The 19,442-nt window shown below is 45.7% G+C and carries 21 protein-coding genes; 11 read left to right on the top strand and 10 right to left on the bottom strand.

Annotated features, from left to right (window positions below):
• Positions 1-64: 64 nt before the first annotated feature.
• The 5 genes from rplS to ffh all read right to left on the bottom strand — a co-directional run bounded on the left by rplS (position 65) and on the right by ffh (position 3,558).
• The gene (gene rplS, locus LIN78_RS08805) at positions 65-448 is read right to left on the bottom strand and encodes a 50S ribosomal protein L19 (RefSeq protein ID WP_227180426.1); all 384 of its coding nucleotides are present in this window, start codon (positions 446-448) and stop codon (positions 65-67) included.
• A gap of 77 nt (positions 449-525) precedes the next feature.
• Complete coding sequence (trmD, locus tag LIN78_RS08800) at positions 526-1,275, bottom strand: tRNA (guanosine(37)-N1)-methyltransferase TrmD (RefSeq protein WP_227180425.1); 750 nt, start codon at positions 1,273-1,275, stop codon at positions 526-528.
• Positions 1,276-1,812 (bottom strand): ribosome maturation factor RimM, encoded by a 537-nt coding sequence (rimM, locus tag LIN78_RS08795; RefSeq protein ID WP_227180424.1) that lies wholly within the window; start codon positions 1,810-1,812, stop codon positions 1,276-1,278. It abuts the gene before it with no gap.
• 35 nt (positions 1,813-1,847) lie between these two features.
• Positions 1,848-2,084: a 30S ribosomal protein S16 gene (rpsP, locus tag LIN78_RS08790; RefSeq protein ID WP_227180423.1), complete on the bottom strand. Its 237-nt coding sequence runs from the start codon at positions 2,082-2,084 to the stop codon at positions 1,848-1,850.
• 115 nt (positions 2,085-2,199) lie between these two features.
• A complete protein-coding gene (ffh, locus tag LIN78_RS08785; RefSeq protein WP_227180422.1) occupies positions 2,200-3,558 on the bottom strand; it encodes a signal recognition particle protein in 1,359 nt (452 codons plus the stop codon).
• Between the two features lie 302 nt (positions 3,559-3,860).
• Here ffh and LIN78_RS08780 point away from each other — a divergent pair, with 302 nt between their 5' ends.
• From LIN78_RS08780 to LIN78_RS08750, 7 genes are all read left to right on the top strand, one after another.
• Positions 3,861-4,607, top strand: a complete 747-nt coding sequence (locus LIN78_RS08780; RefSeq protein ID WP_227180421.1) for a cytochrome C assembly family protein — start codon at positions 3,861-3,863, stop codon at positions 4,605-4,607.
• 187 nt (positions 4,608-4,794) lie between these two features.
• Positions 4,795-6,507 (top strand): type IV-A pilus assembly ATPase PilB, encoded by a 1,713-nt coding sequence (gene pilB, locus LIN78_RS08775; RefSeq protein WP_227180420.1) that lies wholly within the window; start codon positions 4,795-4,797, stop codon positions 6,505-6,507.
• Between the two features lie 20 nt (positions 6,508-6,527).
• Positions 6,528-7,766: a type II secretion system F family protein gene (locus LIN78_RS08770; protein ID WP_227180419.1), complete on the top strand. Its 1,239-nt coding sequence runs from the start codon at positions 6,528-6,530 to the stop codon at positions 7,764-7,766.
• The gene (locus LIN78_RS08765) at positions 7,766-8,644 is read left to right on the top strand and encodes a prepilin peptidase (RefSeq protein WP_227180418.1); all 879 of its coding nucleotides are present in this window, start codon (positions 7,766-7,768) and stop codon (positions 8,642-8,644) included. The genes LIN78_RS08770 and LIN78_RS08765 overlap by 1 nt, the downstream gene beginning before the upstream one ends.
• Positions 8,645-8,656: 12 nt before the next feature.
• The gene (gene coaE / locus LIN78_RS08760) at positions 8,657-9,253 is read left to right on the top strand and encodes a dephospho-CoA kinase (protein ID WP_227180417.1); all 597 of its coding nucleotides are present in this window, start codon (positions 8,657-8,659) and stop codon (positions 9,251-9,253) included.
• Positions 9,254-9,369: 116 nt separating this feature from the next.
• Positions 9,370-10,125: a cell division protein ZapD gene (gene zapD / locus LIN78_RS08755; RefSeq protein WP_227180416.1), complete on the top strand. Its 756-nt coding sequence runs from the start codon at positions 9,370-9,372 to the stop codon at positions 10,123-10,125.
• Positions 10,126-10,181: 56 nt separating this feature from the next.
• Positions 10,182-10,364: a DNA gyrase inhibitor YacG gene (locus tag LIN78_RS08750; RefSeq protein WP_227180415.1), complete on the top strand. Its 183-nt coding sequence runs from the start codon at positions 10,182-10,184 to the stop codon at positions 10,362-10,364.
• Positions 10,365-10,377: 13 nt separating this feature from the next.
• Here the strand turns inward: LIN78_RS08750 and LIN78_RS08745 are convergent, their stop codons facing one another.
• The 5 genes from LIN78_RS08745 to mutY form a co-directional block, all read right to left on the bottom strand.
• The gene (locus tag LIN78_RS08745; protein ID WP_227180414.1) at positions 10,378-10,797 is read right to left on the bottom strand and encodes a hypothetical protein; all 420 of its coding nucleotides are present in this window, start codon (positions 10,795-10,797) and stop codon (positions 10,378-10,380) included.
• A gap of 3 nt (positions 10,798-10,800) precedes the next feature.
• Positions 10,801-11,490, bottom strand: coding sequence for an 8-oxo-dGTP diphosphatase MutT (gene mutT, locus LIN78_RS08740; protein WP_227180413.1), 690 nt, complete (start codon positions 11,488-11,490; stop codon positions 10,801-10,803).
• Entirely contained in the window at positions 11,487-12,335 is an 849-nt protein-coding gene (locus LIN78_RS08735; RefSeq protein WP_264474575.1) for an ATP-binding protein, read from the bottom strand. Before LIN78_RS08735 ends, mutT begins: the two co-directional genes overlap by 4 nt.
• A gap of 17 nt (positions 12,336-12,352) precedes the next feature.
• Positions 12,353-13,588 (bottom strand): bifunctional glutamate N-acetyltransferase/amino-acid acetyltransferase ArgJ, encoded by a 1,236-nt coding sequence (gene argJ / locus LIN78_RS08730; protein WP_227180411.1) that lies wholly within the window; start codon positions 13,586-13,588, stop codon positions 12,353-12,355.
• Between the two features lie 62 nt (positions 13,589-13,650).
• On the bottom strand, positions 13,651-14,682 hold the full coding sequence (mutY, locus tag LIN78_RS08725) for an A/G-specific adenine glycosylase (RefSeq protein WP_227180410.1): 1,032 nt from the start codon (positions 14,680-14,682) through the stop codon (positions 13,651-13,653).
• 201 nt (positions 14,683-14,883) lie between these two features.
• Between mutY and hutH the strand changes: the two genes are divergently transcribed.
• Genes hutH through LIN78_RS08705 form a run of 4 tightly spaced genes read left to right on the top strand, consistent with a single transcriptional unit; the run spans position 14,884 to position 19,433 of the window.
• Positions 14,884-16,413 (top strand): histidine ammonia-lyase, encoded by a 1,530-nt coding sequence (gene hutH / locus LIN78_RS08720; RefSeq protein ID WP_227180409.1) that lies wholly within the window; start codon positions 14,884-14,886, stop codon positions 16,411-16,413.
• 5 nt (positions 16,414-16,418) lie between these two features.
• Positions 16,419-17,114, top strand: a complete 696-nt coding sequence (hutC, locus tag LIN78_RS08715; RefSeq protein ID WP_227180408.1) for a histidine utilization transcriptional repressor HutC — start codon at positions 16,419-16,421, stop codon at positions 17,112-17,114.
• Positions 17,115-17,172: 58 nt separating this feature from the next.
• Entirely contained in the window at positions 17,173-18,846 is a 1,674-nt protein-coding gene (hutU, locus tag LIN78_RS08710; RefSeq protein ID WP_227180407.1) for a urocanate hydratase, read from the top strand.
• Positions 18,846-19,433 (top strand): HutD/Ves family protein, encoded by a 588-nt coding sequence (locus LIN78_RS08705; RefSeq protein ID WP_227180406.1) that lies wholly within the window; start codon positions 18,846-18,848, stop codon positions 19,431-19,433. Before hutU ends, LIN78_RS08705 begins: the two co-directional genes overlap by 1 nt.
• The last annotated feature ends 9 nt before the right edge of the window (positions 19,434-19,442 follow it).

Raw genomic sequence — 19,442 nt, 5'->3', positions numbered from 1 at the left:
CAACGCTTTAGGCAAAAAAAAACGCGAGTATTGACTCGCGTTTTTTAATCTACAACGACAGAAATTATTCTGCAGCTGCAACCGCCACTTTACGAGCTGGCAACTTTTCTTTAATACGTGCAGACTTACCTGAACGCTCACGTAGGTAGTACAGTTTCGCACGACGTACATCGCCACGACGTTTAACTTCGATAGAAGAAACTAGTGGAGAGTAAGTTTGGAATGTACGCTCAACGCCTTCACCAGAAGAAATTTTACGAACGATGAATGAGCTATTCAAACCACGGTTACGCTTAGCAATAACCACGCCTTCATAAGCCTGTAGACGTTCGCGGTTACCCTCTTTCACTTTTACCTGTACCAAAACGGTATCACCAGGTGCAAATGCAGGGATAGTTTTGTTCAAACGTGCAATTTCTTCTTGTTCAAGAATTTGAATCAGATCCATTTTTTATCATTCCAGATAAAGAAATCTTGTTCCTACTATGGACAATCCAAAACTACTCCGCCATTTGGCAAAGTAGTTCACTTTGTTTCTGCTTGAAACTCGGTTAGTAGCCCAGACTCCGTTTTAGTTAAAGCACGCTTGGCAAGCAACTCTGGCCGTCTAAGCCAAGTTCTACCAAGCGCTTGTTTCAATCGCCAGCGATTGATCTCTTTGTGGTTACCAGATAACAAAACATCTGGCACCTTCATTCCTTCATACACTTCAGGACGGGTGTAATGCGGACAATCCAATAAACCGGAAAAAAAAGAATCTTCCACAGCCGATTGTTTATCATTTAACACACCAGGCAAATGCCTGATCACCGCATCCATTAATACCATTGCAGGCAATTCACCACCAGAAAGAACATAATCCCCAATGGAGATTTCTTCATCTACCTGACGTTGAATAAATCGCTCATCAACACCTTCGTATCGCCCTGCGATCAGGATGATGCCTTGCTTGGTTAGCAAATCATTGACAACGTCTTGGTTGAGCACTTTACCTTGTGGCGACATATACACCACATGGCTTTTCTCTACCCCAGACTGCCTTTGCTTTTCTTTTGCTGCCATCACCGCCATTTCAAGCGGGGCAGAGAGCATCACCATCCCTGGTCCGCCACCATAAGGGCGATCATCTACTGTCTTATGCACATCCTCAACGAAATCCCTTGGATTCCATGCTTGAAAATGACAAAGCTGCTTTTTAAAAGCACGACTGACAATACCAGACCCAGTAAATGACTCAAACATTCCTGGAAATAGTGTAATGGCGTCAAAATGCATTTAGTAATCAAGACCCCAATCAACAATAATTTGCTGATCGCTTTCTTTGACTTCTAAAACAATATCTTTCACAAACGGGATTAGCCGCTGTTTTTCACCTTTAACAACCAGAATATCGTGAGCACCTGATTCCATCAAGTTATCAACGACACCAAGAGATTGTCCTGCAAGATTTTGCACTTGCATGCCGATCAAGTCCGTCCAGTAAAACTCATCATCGCCTGCTTCAGGAAGTTCTTCCCGAGGAATAGCAATATCTAAGTTTCGCATCACAAAGGCTTGATCCCGGTCATTACATCCCAAGAACTTTACTACCATACCTTTGCCATGCAACTGGGCATCTTCAATTTTATATTGCCGCCACGCACCATCACTACCTAGCCACACTTCCGTGTAGTCAAGTAGACTTTCAGGCGTTTCTGTATCAGCAAATACATGCACCCATCCACGAACACCAAAAGGCGAACCGACCTTAGCCATTGGCACAAGGTCGGTCGGGGCGATCGCAGACGGTGACGTTTTGGATGAACTATTCATCACTAACTAAACCACCGTATCGTATCTGTTGCAGATTACTTCTGCTTGATCAGGCGAGCAACGGTATCAGATACTTGCGCGCCAACACCACGCCAGTAAGCCAAGCGCTCACCGTCGATACGCAATGCTTCTGTACCTTCTGGAGCAACTGGGTTGTAGAAACCGATACGCTCTACGAAACGGCCGTCACGACGATTGCGAGAATCAGCAACAACTACGTTGTAGAACGGACGGTTCTTTGAGCCACCGCGAGACAAACGAATAACGACCATAATCTTCTATACCTAAAATTGGGTTGTATCGAAAACTCTAGATTTTACGGCAACGAGAAATCAGTTGGCAAGCATTACTTACATCACACCATCAATCTAGTTGCAATAACACCTATTACCTCATACCAGGAAGCATGCCTTTCATGCTTCTCATCATCTTACCAATACCACCTTTGCTAAATTGCTTCATCACTTTTTGCATTTGCTCAAACTGATTCAGCAACCGGTTAACCTCTTGAACAGTCACACCAGCGCCTGTGGCAATTCGTCTTTTACGAGATGCTTTAATTAATTCTGGCTTTGCTCGTTCTTGCGCAGTCATTGAATTAATAATCCCTTCAATGCGGTTGATTGACTTATCATCCGCACCTGCCGGCATTTGCCCACCTAATTGGCCAGTAAGTTGCGCAGGCAATTTATCCATTAAGCCAGCAACGCCCCCCATCTTCTTCATTTGAATGATTTGGGACTTAAAATCTTCCAAATCAAATGATTTGCCAGACTTCAGTTTGGCGATGGTTTTCTTTGCCTCTTCTTGATCGACTGAACGCTGAGCCTCCTCAATCAGAGAAAGTACGTCCCCCATCCCGAGTACACGCGAAGCCATACGCTCTGGATGGAACGGTTCAAGACCCGTTACTTTTTCAGCCACACCAACAAACTTGATTGGCTTTCCGGTGACGTGGCGAACAGATAGCGCCGCGCCGCCTCGCGAATCGCCATCCACTTTAGTTAGCACAACGCCTGTTAAAGGCAGTGCCTCATTAAAGGCTTTGGCCGTATTAACAGCATCTTGACCCTGCATTGCATCCACAACAAACAAGGTTTCAATTGGATTTAATGCAGCATGCAGACGTTTAATTTCGTCCATCATGACTTCATCAATTGCCAAACGACCGGCAGTATCCACCATTAAGACATCAAACAAGTGACGCTTGGCATGTGCCAGCGCTGCCTCACCAATTTGAATCGGATCGTCTTTATCACTAGAAGGGAACCACTCCACTTCCACTTGGGATGCCAATAGTCGCAACTGTTCAATCGCAGCAGGGCGATAAACGTCACAACTAACCACCAACACCTTCTTCTTGTGCTTTTCTTTTATGTACTTAGCAAGCTTACCAACGGTGGTTGTTTTACCCGCCCCTTGCAAACCAGCCATTAAGATAATAGCAGGCGGTTGAGAAGCAAAGTTAATATCAACATTGGCCTCACCCATTAGGCGAGTCAACTCTTCGTGCACAATCCCAATAACAGCCTGCCCAGGACTTAGACTATTTAAAACCTCTTGCCCAAGCGCACGTTGCTTTACCTCAGCAATAAAACTTTTTACTACAGGCAACGCTACGTCAGCCTCTAGCAATGCCATACGGACCTCACGCATAGCATCGCTAATATTTGTCTCCGTCAGACGAGCTTCGCCACGGAGGTTTTTCATTACGGTCGATAACCGACTAGTTAGACTGTCTAACATGATGATCCATCACTTATGTTTAATGATTGTTTAGTACAATCACTACAGATTCATTTCCCACTTCTCTTTTAATAGCCTATTACCTTAACTTCATAGCACGTCAAATAACACACAAACGTGACCCACAGGTATAAAGAGAAATGCTAGACTAAGCAAATTGCATGAGCAATGCCGTAAAGCACATCGTCAATGCATAATTATTTCAATCTATTTTACCTGAGTCCAACCTCACTGACATGATTTCATTCATCTCGGCCATTTTTTACTTAGCACTTGCCTATTACTTTTATCAAGTACGTTGGTTGAGCAAGCCTTTTTTCAATCGTCAACCGAGCCATCAAGGCGAGTATTTGATTATTGCAAGTGCGATTGCTTTACATGCAGCGAGTTTAGTTAGCGCACTATTTCGCCCTAACGGTTTAGACCTTGGGATTGGAAATACACTTTCACTCTTGGCATGGTTGATCACACTTTTTGTATTCGCTAGTAATTTTTGGCAAAAACTCAGCAGTCTTTACCCAATATTATTTTTGATCTCTGGTGTAAGCGCAATTTGCCAAGTCATTTTACCTGGCCACCACATCCCATTAAACACATCGTTACCACTGTTTAGACTCCACCTACTGGTTGCACTATCAGCCTATTCTTTACTTTCGATTACCACTTTACTCGCAATTTTTATCGCCATGGTGGATTACAATCTTCACCACATTCGATCAAGTAAATTACTTCAAGGGCTCCCCCCGTTACTTGCGCTAGAGAAGCTGCTGTTTAATACAATGGCAGGCGGCTTTATCTTACTCACAGCAGCAATGTTATCTGGCGCCTATTTTACCCATCGTATTAATGGTGCTTGGTTCCAGGCAAATCACAAAAATATCTTCTCCTTGATGTCATGGCTAGTATTTGGTTATCTACTACTAGGACATTATTTGAAAGGCTGGCGGGGAAGAATGGCAGCAAGGTTAACGATCATGGGCTCTTCAATGCTATTGCTGGGTTATGTAGGTAGTAAATTTGTTATCGAAGTACTTTTGCACAAGAATTAGTCAGATTAAAGCAAAAATTTTTACATACAGATACATTTAATCGTCATACACTTGACTTGAACGCTGATAAATTGAAGTATTCAGTATAGTATTTAAGCAACAGAACAAAAACAAACGTAGACGCAACGTTGAACTACGTCCATGCAACGAACGACAAAAAATAATCTCCTTATAGGATATTTTACGAGTGGCCGCGAATATTTCTCCGCTAACAGGACTTGCCAGAGCGTTAATTCAGCACAATTTATTGCTAGAAGTTGATGCTAAAAATTTGAATGAGCAAGCAGGCCAAAACAATCGGCACTTCATTCAGCAACTAGTTCAGAGCAAAAAACTATCGGCAAAACAAATTGCTGAGTTTGCCGCACGAACCTTTTGTATCCCGCTGTTAGATCTCAATACATTTAACGCGGATTACCTCCCCAAAAACTTACTTGATCAAAAGTTAGTTGCAAGCCGACGCTGTGTCCCACTTTACAAACGTGGGAACACAATTTTTGTTGCCATAAGTGACCCAACAAACTTAGATGCACTTGATGAAGTTAAATTTAAGTTAGGGACGAATGTAGAACCGGTTGTTGTTGAAGATGATTTACTAGATAAACTAATTGCAACCGAAGCGGAAGCGAGTGGTAGCAACTTCAACAACATGGCACTAGAAGACGTTGATCTGCAGTTTGAAGATGCGGACGCACCCGCAGACACTGCTGACCCTGCCGCAAACGATATCGATGATGCACCGATTGTTCGCTATATACACAAAGTCCTACTTGATGCCATTAATGCAGGCGCATCAGATATTCACTTTGAGCCCTATGAGAAATTTTATCGAATTCGATATCGGATTGATGGCATTTTATCCGAGATAGGACAACCGCCTCTTGCGATTAAAGAAAAGGTCGCCTCGCGCATTAAAGTTATCTCAAAGATGAACATTGCCGAAAAGCGCGTCCCACAAGATGGTCGGATGAAACTGGTATTATCGAAAACGCGTGCAATCGATTTTCGGGTTTCATCACTACCTACGCTCCATGGCGAAAAAATTGTGATGCGTATTTTGGACCCTAGCAGTGCAACACTAGGTATTGATGCGCTTGGTTATGACCCGGACCAGCGCGAATCCATTATGCACGCCATTAAGCGCCCATATGGAATGGTGCTAGTGACTGGCCCAACCGGCTCTGGTAAAACGGTTTCTCTTTATACCTGCTTAAACTTGCTTAATGAACCCGGGATTAACATTTCTACAGCAGAAGATCCTGCTGAAATTAACTTGCCAGGGATTAACCAAGTTAACGTCAATGATGCAGCAGGACTTTCTTTTGCTGCTGCACTAAAGTCTTTCTTGCGTCAAGATCCGGATGTGATCATGGTTGGTGAGATTCGAGACTTAGAAACAGCCGACATTGCGATTAAAGCAGCGCAAACTGGGCACATGGTTTTCTCTACCCTACATACGAACGATGCCCCTACGACATTAACACGTCTAATGAACATGGGTGTTGCTCCATTTAACATTGCAAGTTCAGTTATCTTAATTACAGCGCAGCGTTTAGCACGACGCTTATGCCCACAATGCAAAGAACCAACCACCTTACCTGATGAAGTACTTTTGCGGGCAGGTTTTTCTCCAGCAGATCTGGATGGAAGCTGGCAACCCTACCGACATGTTGGCTGCGACCACTGTAAGGGAACCGGCTATAAGGGTCGAGTGGGTATTTATCAGGTGATGCCCATATCTGAAGATATTCAGCGTATTATTATGACAAATGGTAACGCAATGGATATTGCAGACCAGGCTAAAAAAGAAGGCGTAAGGGACCTGAGACAGTCAGGTCTTCGCAAAGTCAAGCTGGGACTAACCTCTTTGGAAGAGGTTGAATCTGTAACTAACGAATAAAACAAACAAGGTACGCAGCCATGGCAGTTGCAAAAGCAAAAAGCACCGGATCTCAAGGCCCCAAAGAATTGAACTTTGCTTGGGAAGCCAAAGATAAAAGCGGCAAAACAGTAAAAGGCGAAACTAGAGCCGCAACCAAAGAAATTGTTGCGGTTCAACTTCGTAGACAAGGCTTGAAGCCTGTCGTAATCAAGCAGGCTAGACGATCTGCAGGAAAAAAGATTACGGACAAAGATATCACGCTATTTACACGCCAATTATCCACCATGATGAAATCTGGCGTTCCTCTACTTCAGTCATTTGATATTGTAGCCAAAGGTCACAGTAACCCTTCTGTTACCAAGCTACTAATGGATATCAAATCTGATATTGAGACTGGCAGTAGCATGTCTCAAGCATTTAAAAAGTATCCACTCTATTTCGATGCCTTATTTTGTAACTTGGTAGAAGCGGGTGAGCAAGCGGGTATTTTGGAAACATTGCTTGATCGATTAGCGACCTACAAAGAAAAAATCCAACAAGTCAAAGGCAAGATCAAATCTGCGCTTTTCTATCCAACCTCTATTATTGTCGCTGCATTCATTATTACTGCAGTGATTATGATTTTCGTTATTCCTGCGTTTAAAGATTTGTTCTCGAACTTTGGCGCAGACCTCCCCGCCCCAACCATGATCGTCATTGCTATGTCCGACTTTTTTGTCACATATTGGTGGCTATTGTTTGGCTCTATTGGCGGCGGTTTATATGCATTTTTCTATACATGGAAGCGCTCTAAAACACTACAAGCCAGAATGGACAGAGTAATGTTAGCGCTTCCAATTTTTGGAGAGGTAATCCGCAAAGCAACTTTAGCACGCTGGAGCAGAACCTTAGCAACCATGTTTGCAGCCGGCGTCCCCTTAGTTGAGGCCCTTGAATCTGTGGGCGGCGCATCTGGCAATCAGGTTTATGTCGAAGCAACAAAAGGCATTCAAGCGGAAGTAAGCGTAGGTACATCACTTACTATTGCCATGCAAAACAGCAAAGTTTTTCCAAATATGGTGTTGCAAATGGCATCTATTGGCGAAGAGTCCGGCTCTTTGGACTCGATGTTAAGTAAAGTAGCCGACTTTTATGAAGAAGAAGTCGACCGCGCAGTGGAAAGTCTCTCGAGCCTCATGGAACCACTGATCATGGTCATCTTAGGTGTACTTATTGGCGGTCTAGTAATTGCAATGTACCTGCCAATTTTCAAAATGGGTTCAGTGGTTGGCGGATAATGTACTTATTTTTTTTCGCGCTCGCAGGTTTAGCAATTGGCAGTTTTTTAAATGTATTGATTTACCGTCTCCCCAAAATAATGGAGCATCAATGGGGAGACGATGTTGGAAATGCATTAAATGAATTAAGTGAACAGCAAACAGATGCAGAAAAGAAACACCAACTGGCTAGCACAAGCCAGTTGGTGTTTGGTATTTTCAAGCGCAGCACGCCATTTAATTTGGTCGTTCCAGCATCATCGTGCCCACATTGCGGCCATGAAATCACTGCTATCGAAAACATCCCATTATTGAGTTATGCAATACAAAAAGGGAAATGTACGGGCTGTAAATCCAAGATTAGCCCTCGCTATCCGACTGTAGAGTTATTAACGGCCATTGTTGCAGGATTAAGCTGGCACATTTACAGCCCATTCGGCTGGTATGTTGCCGTTGCTGTTTTCTTGTTTTCCGCAACGTTAATTGCTCTGGCTTGGATTGATGCTGACACCATGCTGCTACCGGATAGCCTAACCCTTCCATTAATGTGGCTAGGTATTTTATTTTGTACATTCGGAGGCACTGTTTCACTACATGACTCAGTCCTTGGTGCCGCAGTTGGTTATCTGATCCTTTGGCTAGTATTTTGGACCTTCAAACTAGTCACTGGCAAAGAGGGAATGGGATATGGAGACTTCAAGCTGTTAGCCGCATTGGGGGCATGGCTTGGGTGGCAAATGATTCCGCAAATCGTGTTAATCTCTTCAATCGCTGGCGCAACTATCGGCATCGCAAGTATTGCGCTTAAGAAAAAAGGGCGTGGCCAAGCCATTCCATTTGGCCCATATTTAGCGATCGGTGGGCTTATTTCTGTTTTTGCTGGCAATCTACTTCTGTAAAGTTGAAAACGGATGAAGGTAATCGGGCTTACAGGCGGAATAGGTTCCGGCAAGACAGCGGCTTCCGATGCATTCCATGCATTAGGTGTCAATGTCATTGATACGGATTTAATTTCGCATGAGTTAACGTCAAAGAACGGTAAAGCCATTTCCTTGATTAGTAGTCACTTTGGCAGTGACTATATCGATAGCGAGGGAAAGTTAGATCGTAAGAAAATGCGTGAGTTGATCTTTACAAACGCAAACGCAAAACTTGCCTTAGAACAAATCATTCATCCGTTAATCGAGTATGAAGTAGCACAGCAAATACAATCAAGCCAAGGCGCCTATGCACTTGTTGTTGTCCCTCTTTTATTTGAAAGCCAACGATATCGCTCACTGGTCAACTATGTAATTGCATTAGATTGTTCGGAAGAGATGCAAATTGAACGAGTGATGACTAGATCACAACTCAGTAGAGAAGCAGTAAAAAACATCATGCAACACCAACTTTCAAGAAGCGAACGCAACGCATTAGCTAATTTCATACTGGTGAATGACGGAACGAAAGAAGCGTTAATTGAGAAAGTTAGACTGCTTCATGAACAATTATTGCAGCTTAGCGAGTAAACATCGAAATACGCTATCGCCCTGACATATTTTTCCCGTTTTCTGCCAAGGATGTTTGTATAAATGCTATTCATAGTGCAGAATACCGTAATAACCTTACAGCCCAGTTTTATATTGTGATCAAATACGAATTCCCGCTAAACGAACGAACTCGCAGTCTTTTAAGGCTGGAGGATTTATACGAGCGTTTTGATCACTTTGTTAGTCAGACAGGTGCATTTGAACATCATTTTGCCTTGCAAACCTTGTTTGAAATTATTGAAACAGGGGCTCGAGCAGACTTAAAATCAGACCTACTTCAAGAGTTAGAGCGGCAGCGCTTAACACTAGAATCTTTACGCAATAACCCTCAAATCTCCGAAGAAGCACTAGACACCGTCTTACAAGAAATAGAACGCACGTCTTCTCGTCTGTTAGAAGTAACGGGTAAGTTCGGTCAGCATATCCGTGAAAATGAATGGCTAATGACCATCAAACAGCGGATGTCTATTCCTGGCGGAGTTTGTGAGTTCGATATCCCGTCTTACCATTACTGGTTAAAAAACGAAACAGAAAGCCGCCGCCAAGATTTAGCAACCTGGATTCGTCCACTCTTACCGATTAGAGACGGTAGCGCAATTGTACTTCGGTTATTAAGAGACTCAGGTAAATCTCACCAGTTTGTGGCCCGTAGCGGCATGTTCCAGCAAATGTCTGGAGGTAAGATTGTTCAACTTCTAAAAGTAGATTTATCTTCTGATATTGCTGCAGTTCCCGAACTGTCTGCAAACAAGTATGCAATCAATGTCAGGTTCACCACCCCGGGAGGTGAAGGTCGCCCTAAAACGGTAGATAGCGACATTCCATTTACCCTAACCTATTGCAACCTGTAATTAATCCCCATTAAAATTCAAGGCTAGATTTACTTATATTCTGAATACTAGTCACCATGAAAAAAGTCACCTGCCCGACCTGCAAGCAAGAAACCATCTGGTCCCCAGAAAATGCGTATCGTCCTTTTTGTTCTGACCGCTGTAAATTAATTGATTTAGGACACTGGGCAGAAGAGTCTTACCGTGTCCCAGTAGTGGAAATGGATGATTTAGACGAGTTGAAGTTGCCGTTGCAGTAGACCACACAAGCAACTACATTTTTGCTGTAAATTTAAAAACATAAAGCTGGCCTGATAGCGCAATCGTCCCACGCCAATCGGAACGGCCTTGAATACATGCAGGTAAGATAACCTTCGCAACATAATGGCCTGCCGCCATTTCTTGCACCTTATACGCTGCTGGCCCCATTGCCATTCCTTCCATATCAAAACGCAAAGTAATGGCCTGCTTTGTCGGCGCGATGATTTCGACCAAGAAGGGTGTTGCACCACTTGGCGGACTAGTAAACTTCAGCTTTACTGACTTTGGATATGACCAAAGACAAGCTTTAGTTGGCTCACAAGAAATGCTCTCTTGATGCGCCAACGCATTTTGTTCGCTTTGGTAATAGTAGGCAGCAAAAGCAACTAAACCAACAATGCCCGCCCAACCTAGATATGCCAACCAACGCATCAATTAAACCGCGTCATAAATGCCATGTGCGCCCAGCGACATAGCGAGTGTCAAATTACCACCCACCAATTCAGCAGGCAAATAGATGGGTACAAAGCCCTGTTCTAATAAGCTATCCTCTCCTGTTGCTGCCGGAAGTGCTAGACCAGACCAGAGCAATGCGTCCGCCCCTAGCTGGATTTTATCTTTGATCGCCTGCACATTAGAAGCATGAGATAGCTTAGCGAACACCGATGTTAGGTGGATTAGATCGCCCTGAGCATTAGGAATCAACACCTCTTTCTTCACCTGGATCCGTTCAGGAAGACCGAGCCAACGAAGAATATCTTGATTGGCAGGGAGGACAGGTGAAACGGTTACTTCGTTTACGTGTTGCCACGCAAAATGCTGAGACTCTTTAGACTCAACTTCACCCTCCCACTCTGTGATCCGGAAGAAATGCAGTCTAACCTTGGCATGGGTGTAATCAAATGACTGAACCACCCATGGATAAGCGGTTTTAACCTCGATACCCAGTTCTTCTTGTAACTCACGAACAAGTGCATGCTCTGGCGTCTCGCCGGCTTCTATTTTCCCCCCTGGAAACTCCCAGTAACCAGCCATGGGTTTTCCCTCTGGACGGCTGGCTAGTAGAAACTCTCCATTTGGACGAATTAAAACACCAGCGGCAACATGCACAAAGCGTTTAGTCATGAGTTTGTTTCCATTGCATGCTTACCAGCGAGGTCTCGGGCAAATTGCCAAGCAATTCGGCCACTTCGCCCTCCACGTGCTTGCGCCCACTGTAGAGCCAAGCGCTCATTTTCCGGTGTAAGTAGAATGCCGTAACCAGTTAACCAACCAGAAACGGCAGCAAGGTATTCTTGCTGGCTAAACGGATAGAAAGACAGCCAAAGACCAAAACGTTCGGACAATGCAATTTTGTCATCTACGGCTTCAGCAGGATGAATCTCTTCCCCGACCTTACGCCCCGCAGCATTCTCTTCAAAGTACTCTGGCAAGAGATGACGTCGATTACTCGTCGCATAAATAACCACATTCTCACCCGGGGCGGATATTGTGCCATCTAGTGCGCTCTTCAATGCCTTGTAGCTATCATCTCCCTCGTCAAAGGATAGATCATCACAGAACACAATAAAGCGTTCAGGGCGACCGTATAGCGTTTCAATCACATCGGGTAAATCGACTAAGTCCGTTCGGTCTATTTCCACCAGCCGAAGATGGTGCGCTGAAAACTCGTGCAGCATGGCTTTAATCAGCGAGCTTTTGCCTGTACCACGGCCACCAGTCAGCAAGACATTGTTTGCAGGTTTTCCAGATACAAACTGCTGCGTATTGGCGAGCACTTGGATTTTTTGCGGCTCAATATTTTTGAGTGAATCTAAACGTACCTGATGCGGATGCAGAACTGACTCTAAATAGCCCTGCCCTGCTTTCTTTCGCCAGCGATAGGCAGTCGCCGACCAGTCTGTGGCAGGAAGCGAAGCCGGCGCCAACGCATCGGCAATACGTGTTAACTGTGTCAGTAGATCTTGCATCAGGTTCTCGTTCACGCTTAGCTCCGATAGTCTGCGTTAATCTTCACGTAATCGTAGCTAAAGTCACAAGCCCAAACGGTTGCATTTACATCACCACGGCCTAATTCAATGCGAATGGTAATTTCTGCTTCATTCATCACTTTCTGGCCAGCTTCTTCTACATAAGAAGCCGCACGCCCACCATGCTCTGCCACCAATACATCGCCTAAATACACACGGATTGTGTTGGTATCAAGATCTTTTAGGGAGTCACATTGGCGCGGCGCATATCCAACGGCAGCCAAAATACGACCCAAGTTAGGGTCTGAGGCAAAGAAAGCGGTTTTTACGAGTGGAGAGTTACCAATCGCGTAACCAACCGCTTTACATTCGTCATGCGTTTTACCGCCATTAACTTGAATCGTCATAAATTTGGTAGCGCCCTCACCATCTCTGACAATCGCTTTAGCCAAGTATTGAGCGACTTCTTTTAACGCGGCATAAAGCACATCTAAGTCTTCGCCTGCAACAAGTGGGGCATTGCCAGCTTTACCTGTCGCCATCACAATAAAGGAATCATTCGTTGAGGTATCGCCATCTACGGTAATGCAGTTAAATGATTCATCTGCCAAGCGCTTTGTTAAACCAGCCAACACGCTTTGCTCGATAGCGGCATCTGTTGCCAAGTAGCCAAGCATGGTAGCCATATTTGGCTGAATCATGCCTGCGCCTTTAGCAATACCAGTAATAGAAATGGTTTTACCTGCAATCGTCACTTGGCGAGACATTGCTTTAGGTGCAATGTCAGTAGTCATGATGGCGAAAGCTGCATCGTACCAATTCGCTTCTTTTAGATTGGCAACAGCAGAAGGGATGCCGGCAAGCAATCTGTCCATTGGCAATTGCTCTAAGATCACACCGGTAGAAAAGGGCAACACGTTATCTGCGCTCAAGCCCAACTCGGATGCGACTGCTGCACAAGTTTTTTGGGCATTATTGAGCCCCTCTTCACCGGTTCCCGCATTTGCGCAGCCAGTATTCACCACCAAAGCACGAATAGGAGCAGAAGCTAAGTGTTGTTTACTCAGTGTGACTGGCGCTGCGCAAAAACGATTTTCGGTAAATACACCAGCAACAGCAGTTCCCTCTGCCAATCGCATCACTAATACATCTTTGCGATTTGGTTTCTTGATTCCTGCTTCGGCCCAACCGAGCTCTACGCCTGCAATTGGTAGCAAGTCGTTAGCGGATAGAGGGGGCAGATTTACTGGCATAAACGATTCTCCGTCATCAAATTCTTGGCGTACAGCACCAGCAATTTTACTGGTGATTTTCTCTAATTTTGTGATTGTAAACGATAATCTTGCTGCATTGCGGCGATCGTCTCAATTATTCTTCTCACCGGTTGTGGCACACCTTGCGTCAAGGCATCTTCTAGCAAAAACCAATTGCCATTCTCTGTGTTTTTTGGCGGCATATTAGTAATTAAAAGCGGTGAAATTTCTAGTTTAAAGTGTGTAAACACATGGGTGAAAACCGGCAGATTAATTGACGCCTCAATGACGTCCACTTCTTCAGGGAAAGACCATAAACCACCCCAGATACCTGAATCAGGCCTTTTCTCTAACCATATCTGATCTTTGTTTTGATATATGCATAGGTAGGCACGCTTAGTCTGCACCGTTTTTTTCGGCTTTGGCAGCGGTAGTTCATCTTGTTGATTCGCATGATATGCCTGGCAACTTGCGGCAACAGGGCAAACCTGACATTGTGGTTTTGTCCGTTTACAGACCAAGTTACCCATATCCATGACACCTTGCGTGTAGGCAATCATCTCGCGATGAGTAGCGTCTGCAGGCACCTGATTAATCGCAATTGGCCAAAGTTTTTTCTCTTGCGCAGTACCGCCGACAGACTCTTGCAGCCCTAAGTAACGGATCATTAATCGTTTGACGTTGCCATCTAATATCGGCACGGTAACACCGTAAGAAAAAGCAGCGATCGCATTGGCGGTAGATTGCCCGACCCCTGGCAAACTAGCTAATAGATTGGGATCAGATGGAAACTTACCGTCAAACGTGTCGACGACCATTTGAGCCGCCTTGTGCAGGTTTCGTGCTCTTGCGTAGTAACCAAGTCCACTCCAGTGTGCGAGTACCTCATCAATAGAGGCATTAGCAAGTGCGTAGACCGTAGGAAAGGTTTGCAAGAACTTCTGGTAATAAGCGATCACGCTACTGACTTGGGTCTGCTGCAGCATGATTTCAGACAACCAAATGCGGTATGGGTCTGCTGTTTCCTGCCATGGCAACCCCTTACGTCCGTTGGCTAGTTGCCATTCTACAATCTGCTGAAAAAAGCGTTCCAATGCGGTATCCCCTTTCAAATGAGGGAGTGTGTTTTTAATGTAGGCCATATTATACGGGCATGCATTGCATTGAATAACACGGTCTATGCAATGCTGCATTTGAGCCTCGTACTTCTACGGATAAAAAAATTAAAAAATCAACTTGTCTATACAAGATTTTCCTCCTATACTGCACTCAAGTTGTATAGACAGGAGATGCCAATGACTACCCTAACACTTACCCCTGGCAAACTTAGCTTGGCGGACTTGCGCGTAATTGCAAGACAACATGTACAGTTACATTTAGACCCAAATGCAGTAGCGATTATCAACAAAGGCGCAAAAGCAGTTGAGGCAATTGTTGAAAAAGGCGCACCAGCCTACGGCATTAACACTGGCTTTGGTCGCTTAGCAAGTACACACATCCCAAATGATCAACTAGAGTTGCTTCAAAAGAACTTGGTGCTTTCGCATGCGGTGGGTGTGGGTGAGCCAATGTCTGCGCCGGTTGTTCGCTTATTGATGGTCATGAAGTTATCTAGCATGGGCCGTGGTCACTCCGGTATTCGCCTGTGCGTGATTGAAAACCTAATCAAGCTATTTAACGCGGATGTATTGCCACTGATTCCTGTGAAAGGGTCTGTTGGCGCTTCTGGCGACTTAGCACCGCTAGCACACATGGCAGCCGTTCTGCTTGGCGTTGGTGAGGTATTTATTGAAGGCAGACGTGCGCCAGCCACCGAAGGTCTAGCGCATGTTGGCCTAGCCCCAATGACATTGGCGGCGAAAGAAGGCCTTGCCTTGCTAAATGGTACACAGGCTTCTACTGCTCTCGCTGTAAAACATCTTTTTGATATTGAAGACCTATACAACACTGCGTTGGTGTCTGGTGCATTGTCAGTCGATGCGGCAGCCGGCTCAGTAAAGCCATTTGATCATCGCATTCATGAATTGCGTGGTCAGCAAGGTCAAATTGAAGCGGCTGCAGCCTACCGCGCATTGCTAGATGGTTCGGATATTAACCAATCACATCGCGAGTGCAGCAAAGTGCAAGACCCGTATTCTTTGCGTTGTCAGCCACAAGTAATGGGTGCATGTTTAGATCAAATCCGTCATGCGGCTTCTATTTTACTAACTGAAGCCAATGCCGTTTCTGATAACCCACTGATTTTCCCTGATACGTTAGAAGTATTATCTGGCGGTAACTTCCATGCAGAACCAGTGGCGTTTGCCGCAGACAACCTTGCATTGGCGGCAGCTGAAATTGGTGCGTTATCCGAGCGCCGTATTGCACTATTAATTGATGCCACTTTATCAGGCTTGCCACCATTCTTAGTGAAAGATGGCGGCGTGAACTCTGGTTTCATGATTGCACACGTGACTGCTGCAGCACTTGCATCAGAAAACAAAACGCTAGCACATCCAGGCTCGGTAGATTCATTACCAACGTCGGCCAACCAAGAAGACCATGTATCTATGGCCACCTTTGCTGCGCGCAAATTAGGTGACATGGCTTACAACACAGCAACCATTCTGGCGATTGAATTACTGGCTGCGGCGCAAGGTGTAGATATGCACGAACCGCATCAAACTAGCCCAGCACTACAGACAGTAATGAAGTTGATACGTGATAATGTGCCGCACTACGATATTGACCGTTATTTTGCACCCGACATTGAAGTAATGACGAACTTGGTGCAAAAGGCGGCCATCTCGGCGAATAGCCCATTCCGTTTTATTTCTGAAAAGTGATAACAATGACTACACCAGCGTACCAAAATATCAAAGACTTTATTCTTAGCCGTGTTGCCTCTGGCGAGTGGAGAGAAGGTGATTTGGTACCGTCTGAAAATGAACTTGCCAAGCAGTTCAGTGTAGCGAGGATGACGGTTAACCGGGCTATTCGTGAACTCACTGCTGATCAAGTACTTATTCGGGTAAAGGGGGCGGGTACTTTTGTTGCACAGCCAAAGTACCAATCCACGCTGGTGGAAATCAAAAGCATTGCAGAAGAAATCACAGCGCGAGGGCACCAGCATTCTGCGGTTGTCCTTAAATTAGATGCAGTGGTACTCGATGAATCATTGGCTCGCGAAATGCAAATGAAAGCCAAGCAACCGGTGTTTCATTCTGTACTACTACATTTAGAAAACGGTACCCCGATTCAGTTAGAAGAACGTTGGGTGAACCCCAAAGTCGCACCAGACTATGCAGCACAAGACTTCACACAAACGACACCAAACGAATATTTAGTGCATGTTGCACCCTTGCAAAAAGTGGAATACCGCATTGAAGCGAGAAGCCCGGATAGTGGCACGCGTAGCGCACTAAAAATGGAGTCTGGGGAGCCTTGTTTGATGCTGCATCGCCGGACCTTCTCTCAAGGAGAGGTCGCCTCGGTTGCCAACCTCTGGCATCCAGGTAGTCGCTATCAGTTCACCGGACATTTTTAAATATTAGCAGCGAGGCAGATAGCCAACTGAGCCTATCTGCGAGAAATTGGAGAGAAACATGTCAGACCCACGTTTTGATGCTTCTAGAGTCATCCGCGCCCCACGCGGTGCAGAGAAAACCTGCAAAAGCTGGCTAACAGAAGCCGCCTATCGCATGATCCAAAACAACTTGGACCCTGAAGTAGCTGAGCATCCACAATCACTCGTTGTGTATGGCGGCATTGGCCGTGCAGCACGTAACTGGCAATGTTTCGATCAGATTCTGGCCTCGCTGAAAGAACTGAACGACGATGAAACGCTACTAATCCAATCGGGAAAACCAGTAGGCGTGTTTAAAACCCACGAAAATGCACCACGTGTTTTATTGGCAAACTCGAACCTGGTACCACACTGGGCAAATTGGGATCACTTCCATGAGTTAGACAGAAAAGGCCTGATGATGTATGGCCAGATGACCGCAGGTAGCTGGATCTATATTGGTAGCCAAGGCATTGTGCAAGGGACTTACGAGACTTTCTACTCTGTCGCCAACCAGCATTTTGACGGCAAGCCAGCCGGCCGCTGGATTCTGACTGGTGGCTTAGGGGGCATGGGTGGCGCGCAACCATTGGCTGCGACCATGGCAGGCTTCTCGATGATCGCAGTAGAGTGCGATGAAACCCGCATCGATTTCCGCATCAAAACACGTTATGTTGACCGCAAGGCCACCACACTAGACGAAGCACTGGCAATCGTAGAAGAAGCCAAGCAAACAGGGAAACCAGTCTCCGTTGGTTTATTAGGTAATGCAGCAGACGTATTTACCGAGCTAGTCAACCGCGGCATTACACCAGACTGCGTGACAGACCAAACCTCTGCACATGATCCAATCAATGGCTACTTGCCACAAGGTTGGAGCATGGAAGATTGGAAAGCGGCTCGTCAGAATGACCCTCAATCGATTGTTCTACCGGCTAAACAATCAATGGCCGTACAAGTAAAAGCGATGCTAGCACTGCAAGATCGCGGCGCTGCAACACTAGATTACGGCAACAACATCCGCCAAATGGCGCTTGAAATGGGCGTAGAAAATGCCTTTAACTTCCCAGGCTTTGTCCCTGCTTACATTCGCCCACTATTTTGCGAAGGCAAAGGACCATTCCGCTGGGTGGCATTAAGCGGCGACCCTGAAGACATCTACAAAACCGATCAGAAAGTAAAAGAGTTGATCCCTGATGATCCTCATCTACACAACTGGTTGGATATGGCGCGCGAGCGCATTGCCTTCCAAGGTTTGCCAGCACGTATTTGCTGGGTGGGGGTAAAAGATCGCTATCGTTTAGGCCAAGCCTTTAACGAGATGGTAAAAAATGGCGAGCTAAAAGCACCAGTCGTGATTGGACGTGATCACCTAGATACAGGCTCTGTTTCAAGCCCGAACCGTGAAACCGAAGCGATGAAAGATGGTTCTGATGCAGTATCAGATTGGCCACTATTGAATGCGATGTTGAACACGGCTGGTGGCGCAAGTTGGGTATCTCTGCACCACGGCGGCGGCGTAGGCATGGGCTTTAGCCAGCACTCTGGCGTGGTTATCGTCGCCGACGGTACCGACGAAGCACACAAGCGCTTGGGCCGCGTACTGTTTAACGACCCTGCTACCGGTGTAATGCGTCATGCGGACGCTGGTTATGAACTCGCCCAACAAACTGCGCGAGAAGCAGGCTTAAACTTGCCGATGCTTGGTAAATAATGATGCACTCCACACAGATCAAAGCGACTGACCTAACACCAATGCCATGGAAAAATGGTGGCGGAGTAACAAGGGAAGTCGCTGTGTGGCCAGTCGGTGCCGGGTTAGATGCATTTATCTGGCGTATTAGTCTTGCCGAGGTGGCCCAATCTGGGCCATTTTCTCGCTTTGCGGGTATTGATCGTATTCTGGTGCTAATTGATGGCCATGGAATGGAATTAGCGGATACCCATGGTGATTCCACCCTACTTCAACAACCCGGTGAGTTACTGTGTTTTGCAGGTGAGGCAGAAATTGTATCTACCCTACATCATGGTACAACGCATGACTTTAACCTGATGTGGCGGCGAGACCAAGCCAATGGACATGTTGAGATCATCACAACGTCTCAAAGCATGGCACTTGCGGCGGGAACACACGTCTTGCATGCCGTCAGTTCTGCTATCGACATCCAACTCTCGACAACAGAGACAAAACGGCTAGCAGCTGGCGACAGCCTCATTCTTAACACAGAGAAACCACAAGCAATCTCCATTCAGAAAGCAGAATCTGGATTGCTCATTCACGCACAGATCACCTCAAAATAGCTCCAAGGA

The organism is Leeia speluncae, from assembly GCF_020564625.1.
GTDB classification, from domain to species: domain Bacteria; phylum Pseudomonadota; class Gammaproteobacteria; order Burkholderiales; family Leeiaceae; genus Leeia; species Leeia speluncae.
This window is presented reverse-complemented; position numbering and strand designations above follow the sequence as displayed.

Coding starts and splice junctions, on each gene's coding strand:
- coaE (WP_227180417.1), top strand. CDS start 8,657: ATGAAGGTAATCGGGCTTACAGGCGGAATAGGTTCCGGCAAGACAGCG.
- hutC (WP_227180408.1), top strand. CDS start 16,419: ATGACTACACCAGCGTACCAAAATATCAAAGACTTTATTCTTAGCCGT.
- LIN78_RS08745 (WP_227180414.1), bottom strand. CDS start 10,797: ATGCGTTGGTTGGCATATCTAGGTTGGGCGGGCATTGTTGGTTTAGTT.
- ffh (WP_227180422.1), bottom strand. CDS start 3,558: ATGTTAGACAGTCTAACTAGTCGGTTATCGACCGTAATGAAAAACCTC.
- hutH (WP_227180409.1), top strand. CDS start 14,884: ATGACTACCCTAACACTTACCCCTGGCAAACTTAGCTTGGCGGACTTG.
- trmD (WP_227180425.1), bottom strand. CDS start 1,275: ATGCATTTTGACGCCATTACACTATTTCCAGGAATGTTTGAGTCATTT.
- LIN78_RS08735 (WP_264474575.1), bottom strand. CDS start 12,335: ATGCAAGATCTACTGACACAGTTAACACGTATTGCCGATGCGTTGGCG.
- rplS (WP_227180426.1), bottom strand. CDS start 448: ATGGATCTGATTCAAATTCTTGAACAAGAAGAAATTGCACGTTTGAAC.
- rpsP (WP_227180423.1), bottom strand. CDS start 2,084: ATGGTCGTTATTCGTTTGTCTCGCGGTGGCTCAAAGAACCGTCCGTTC.
- argJ (WP_227180411.1), bottom strand. CDS start 13,588: ATGCCAGTAAATCTGCCCCCTCTATCCGCTAACGACTTGCTACCAATT.
- mutT (WP_227180413.1), bottom strand. CDS start 11,490: ATGACTAAACGCTTTGTGCATGTTGCCGCTGGTGTTTTAATTCGTCCA.
- LIN78_RS08705 (WP_227180406.1), top strand. CDS start 18,846: ATGATGCACTCCACACAGATCAAAGCGACTGACCTAACACCAATGCCA.
- rimM (WP_227180424.1), bottom strand. CDS start 1,812: ATGAATAGTTCATCCAAAACGTCACCGTCTGCGATCGCCCCGACCGAC.
- hutU (WP_227180407.1), top strand. CDS start 17,173: ATGTCAGACCCACGTTTTGATGCTTCTAGAGTCATCCGCGCCCCACGC.
- LIN78_RS08750 (WP_227180415.1), top strand. CDS start 10,182: ATGAAAAAAGTCACCTGCCCGACCTGCAAGCAAGAAACCATCTGGTCC.
- LIN78_RS08765 (WP_227180418.1), top strand. CDS start 7,766: ATGTACTTATTTTTTTTCGCGCTCGCAGGTTTAGCAATTGGCAGTTTT.
- LIN78_RS08770 (WP_227180419.1), top strand. CDS start 6,528: ATGGCAGTTGCAAAAGCAAAAAGCACCGGATCTCAAGGCCCCAAAGAA.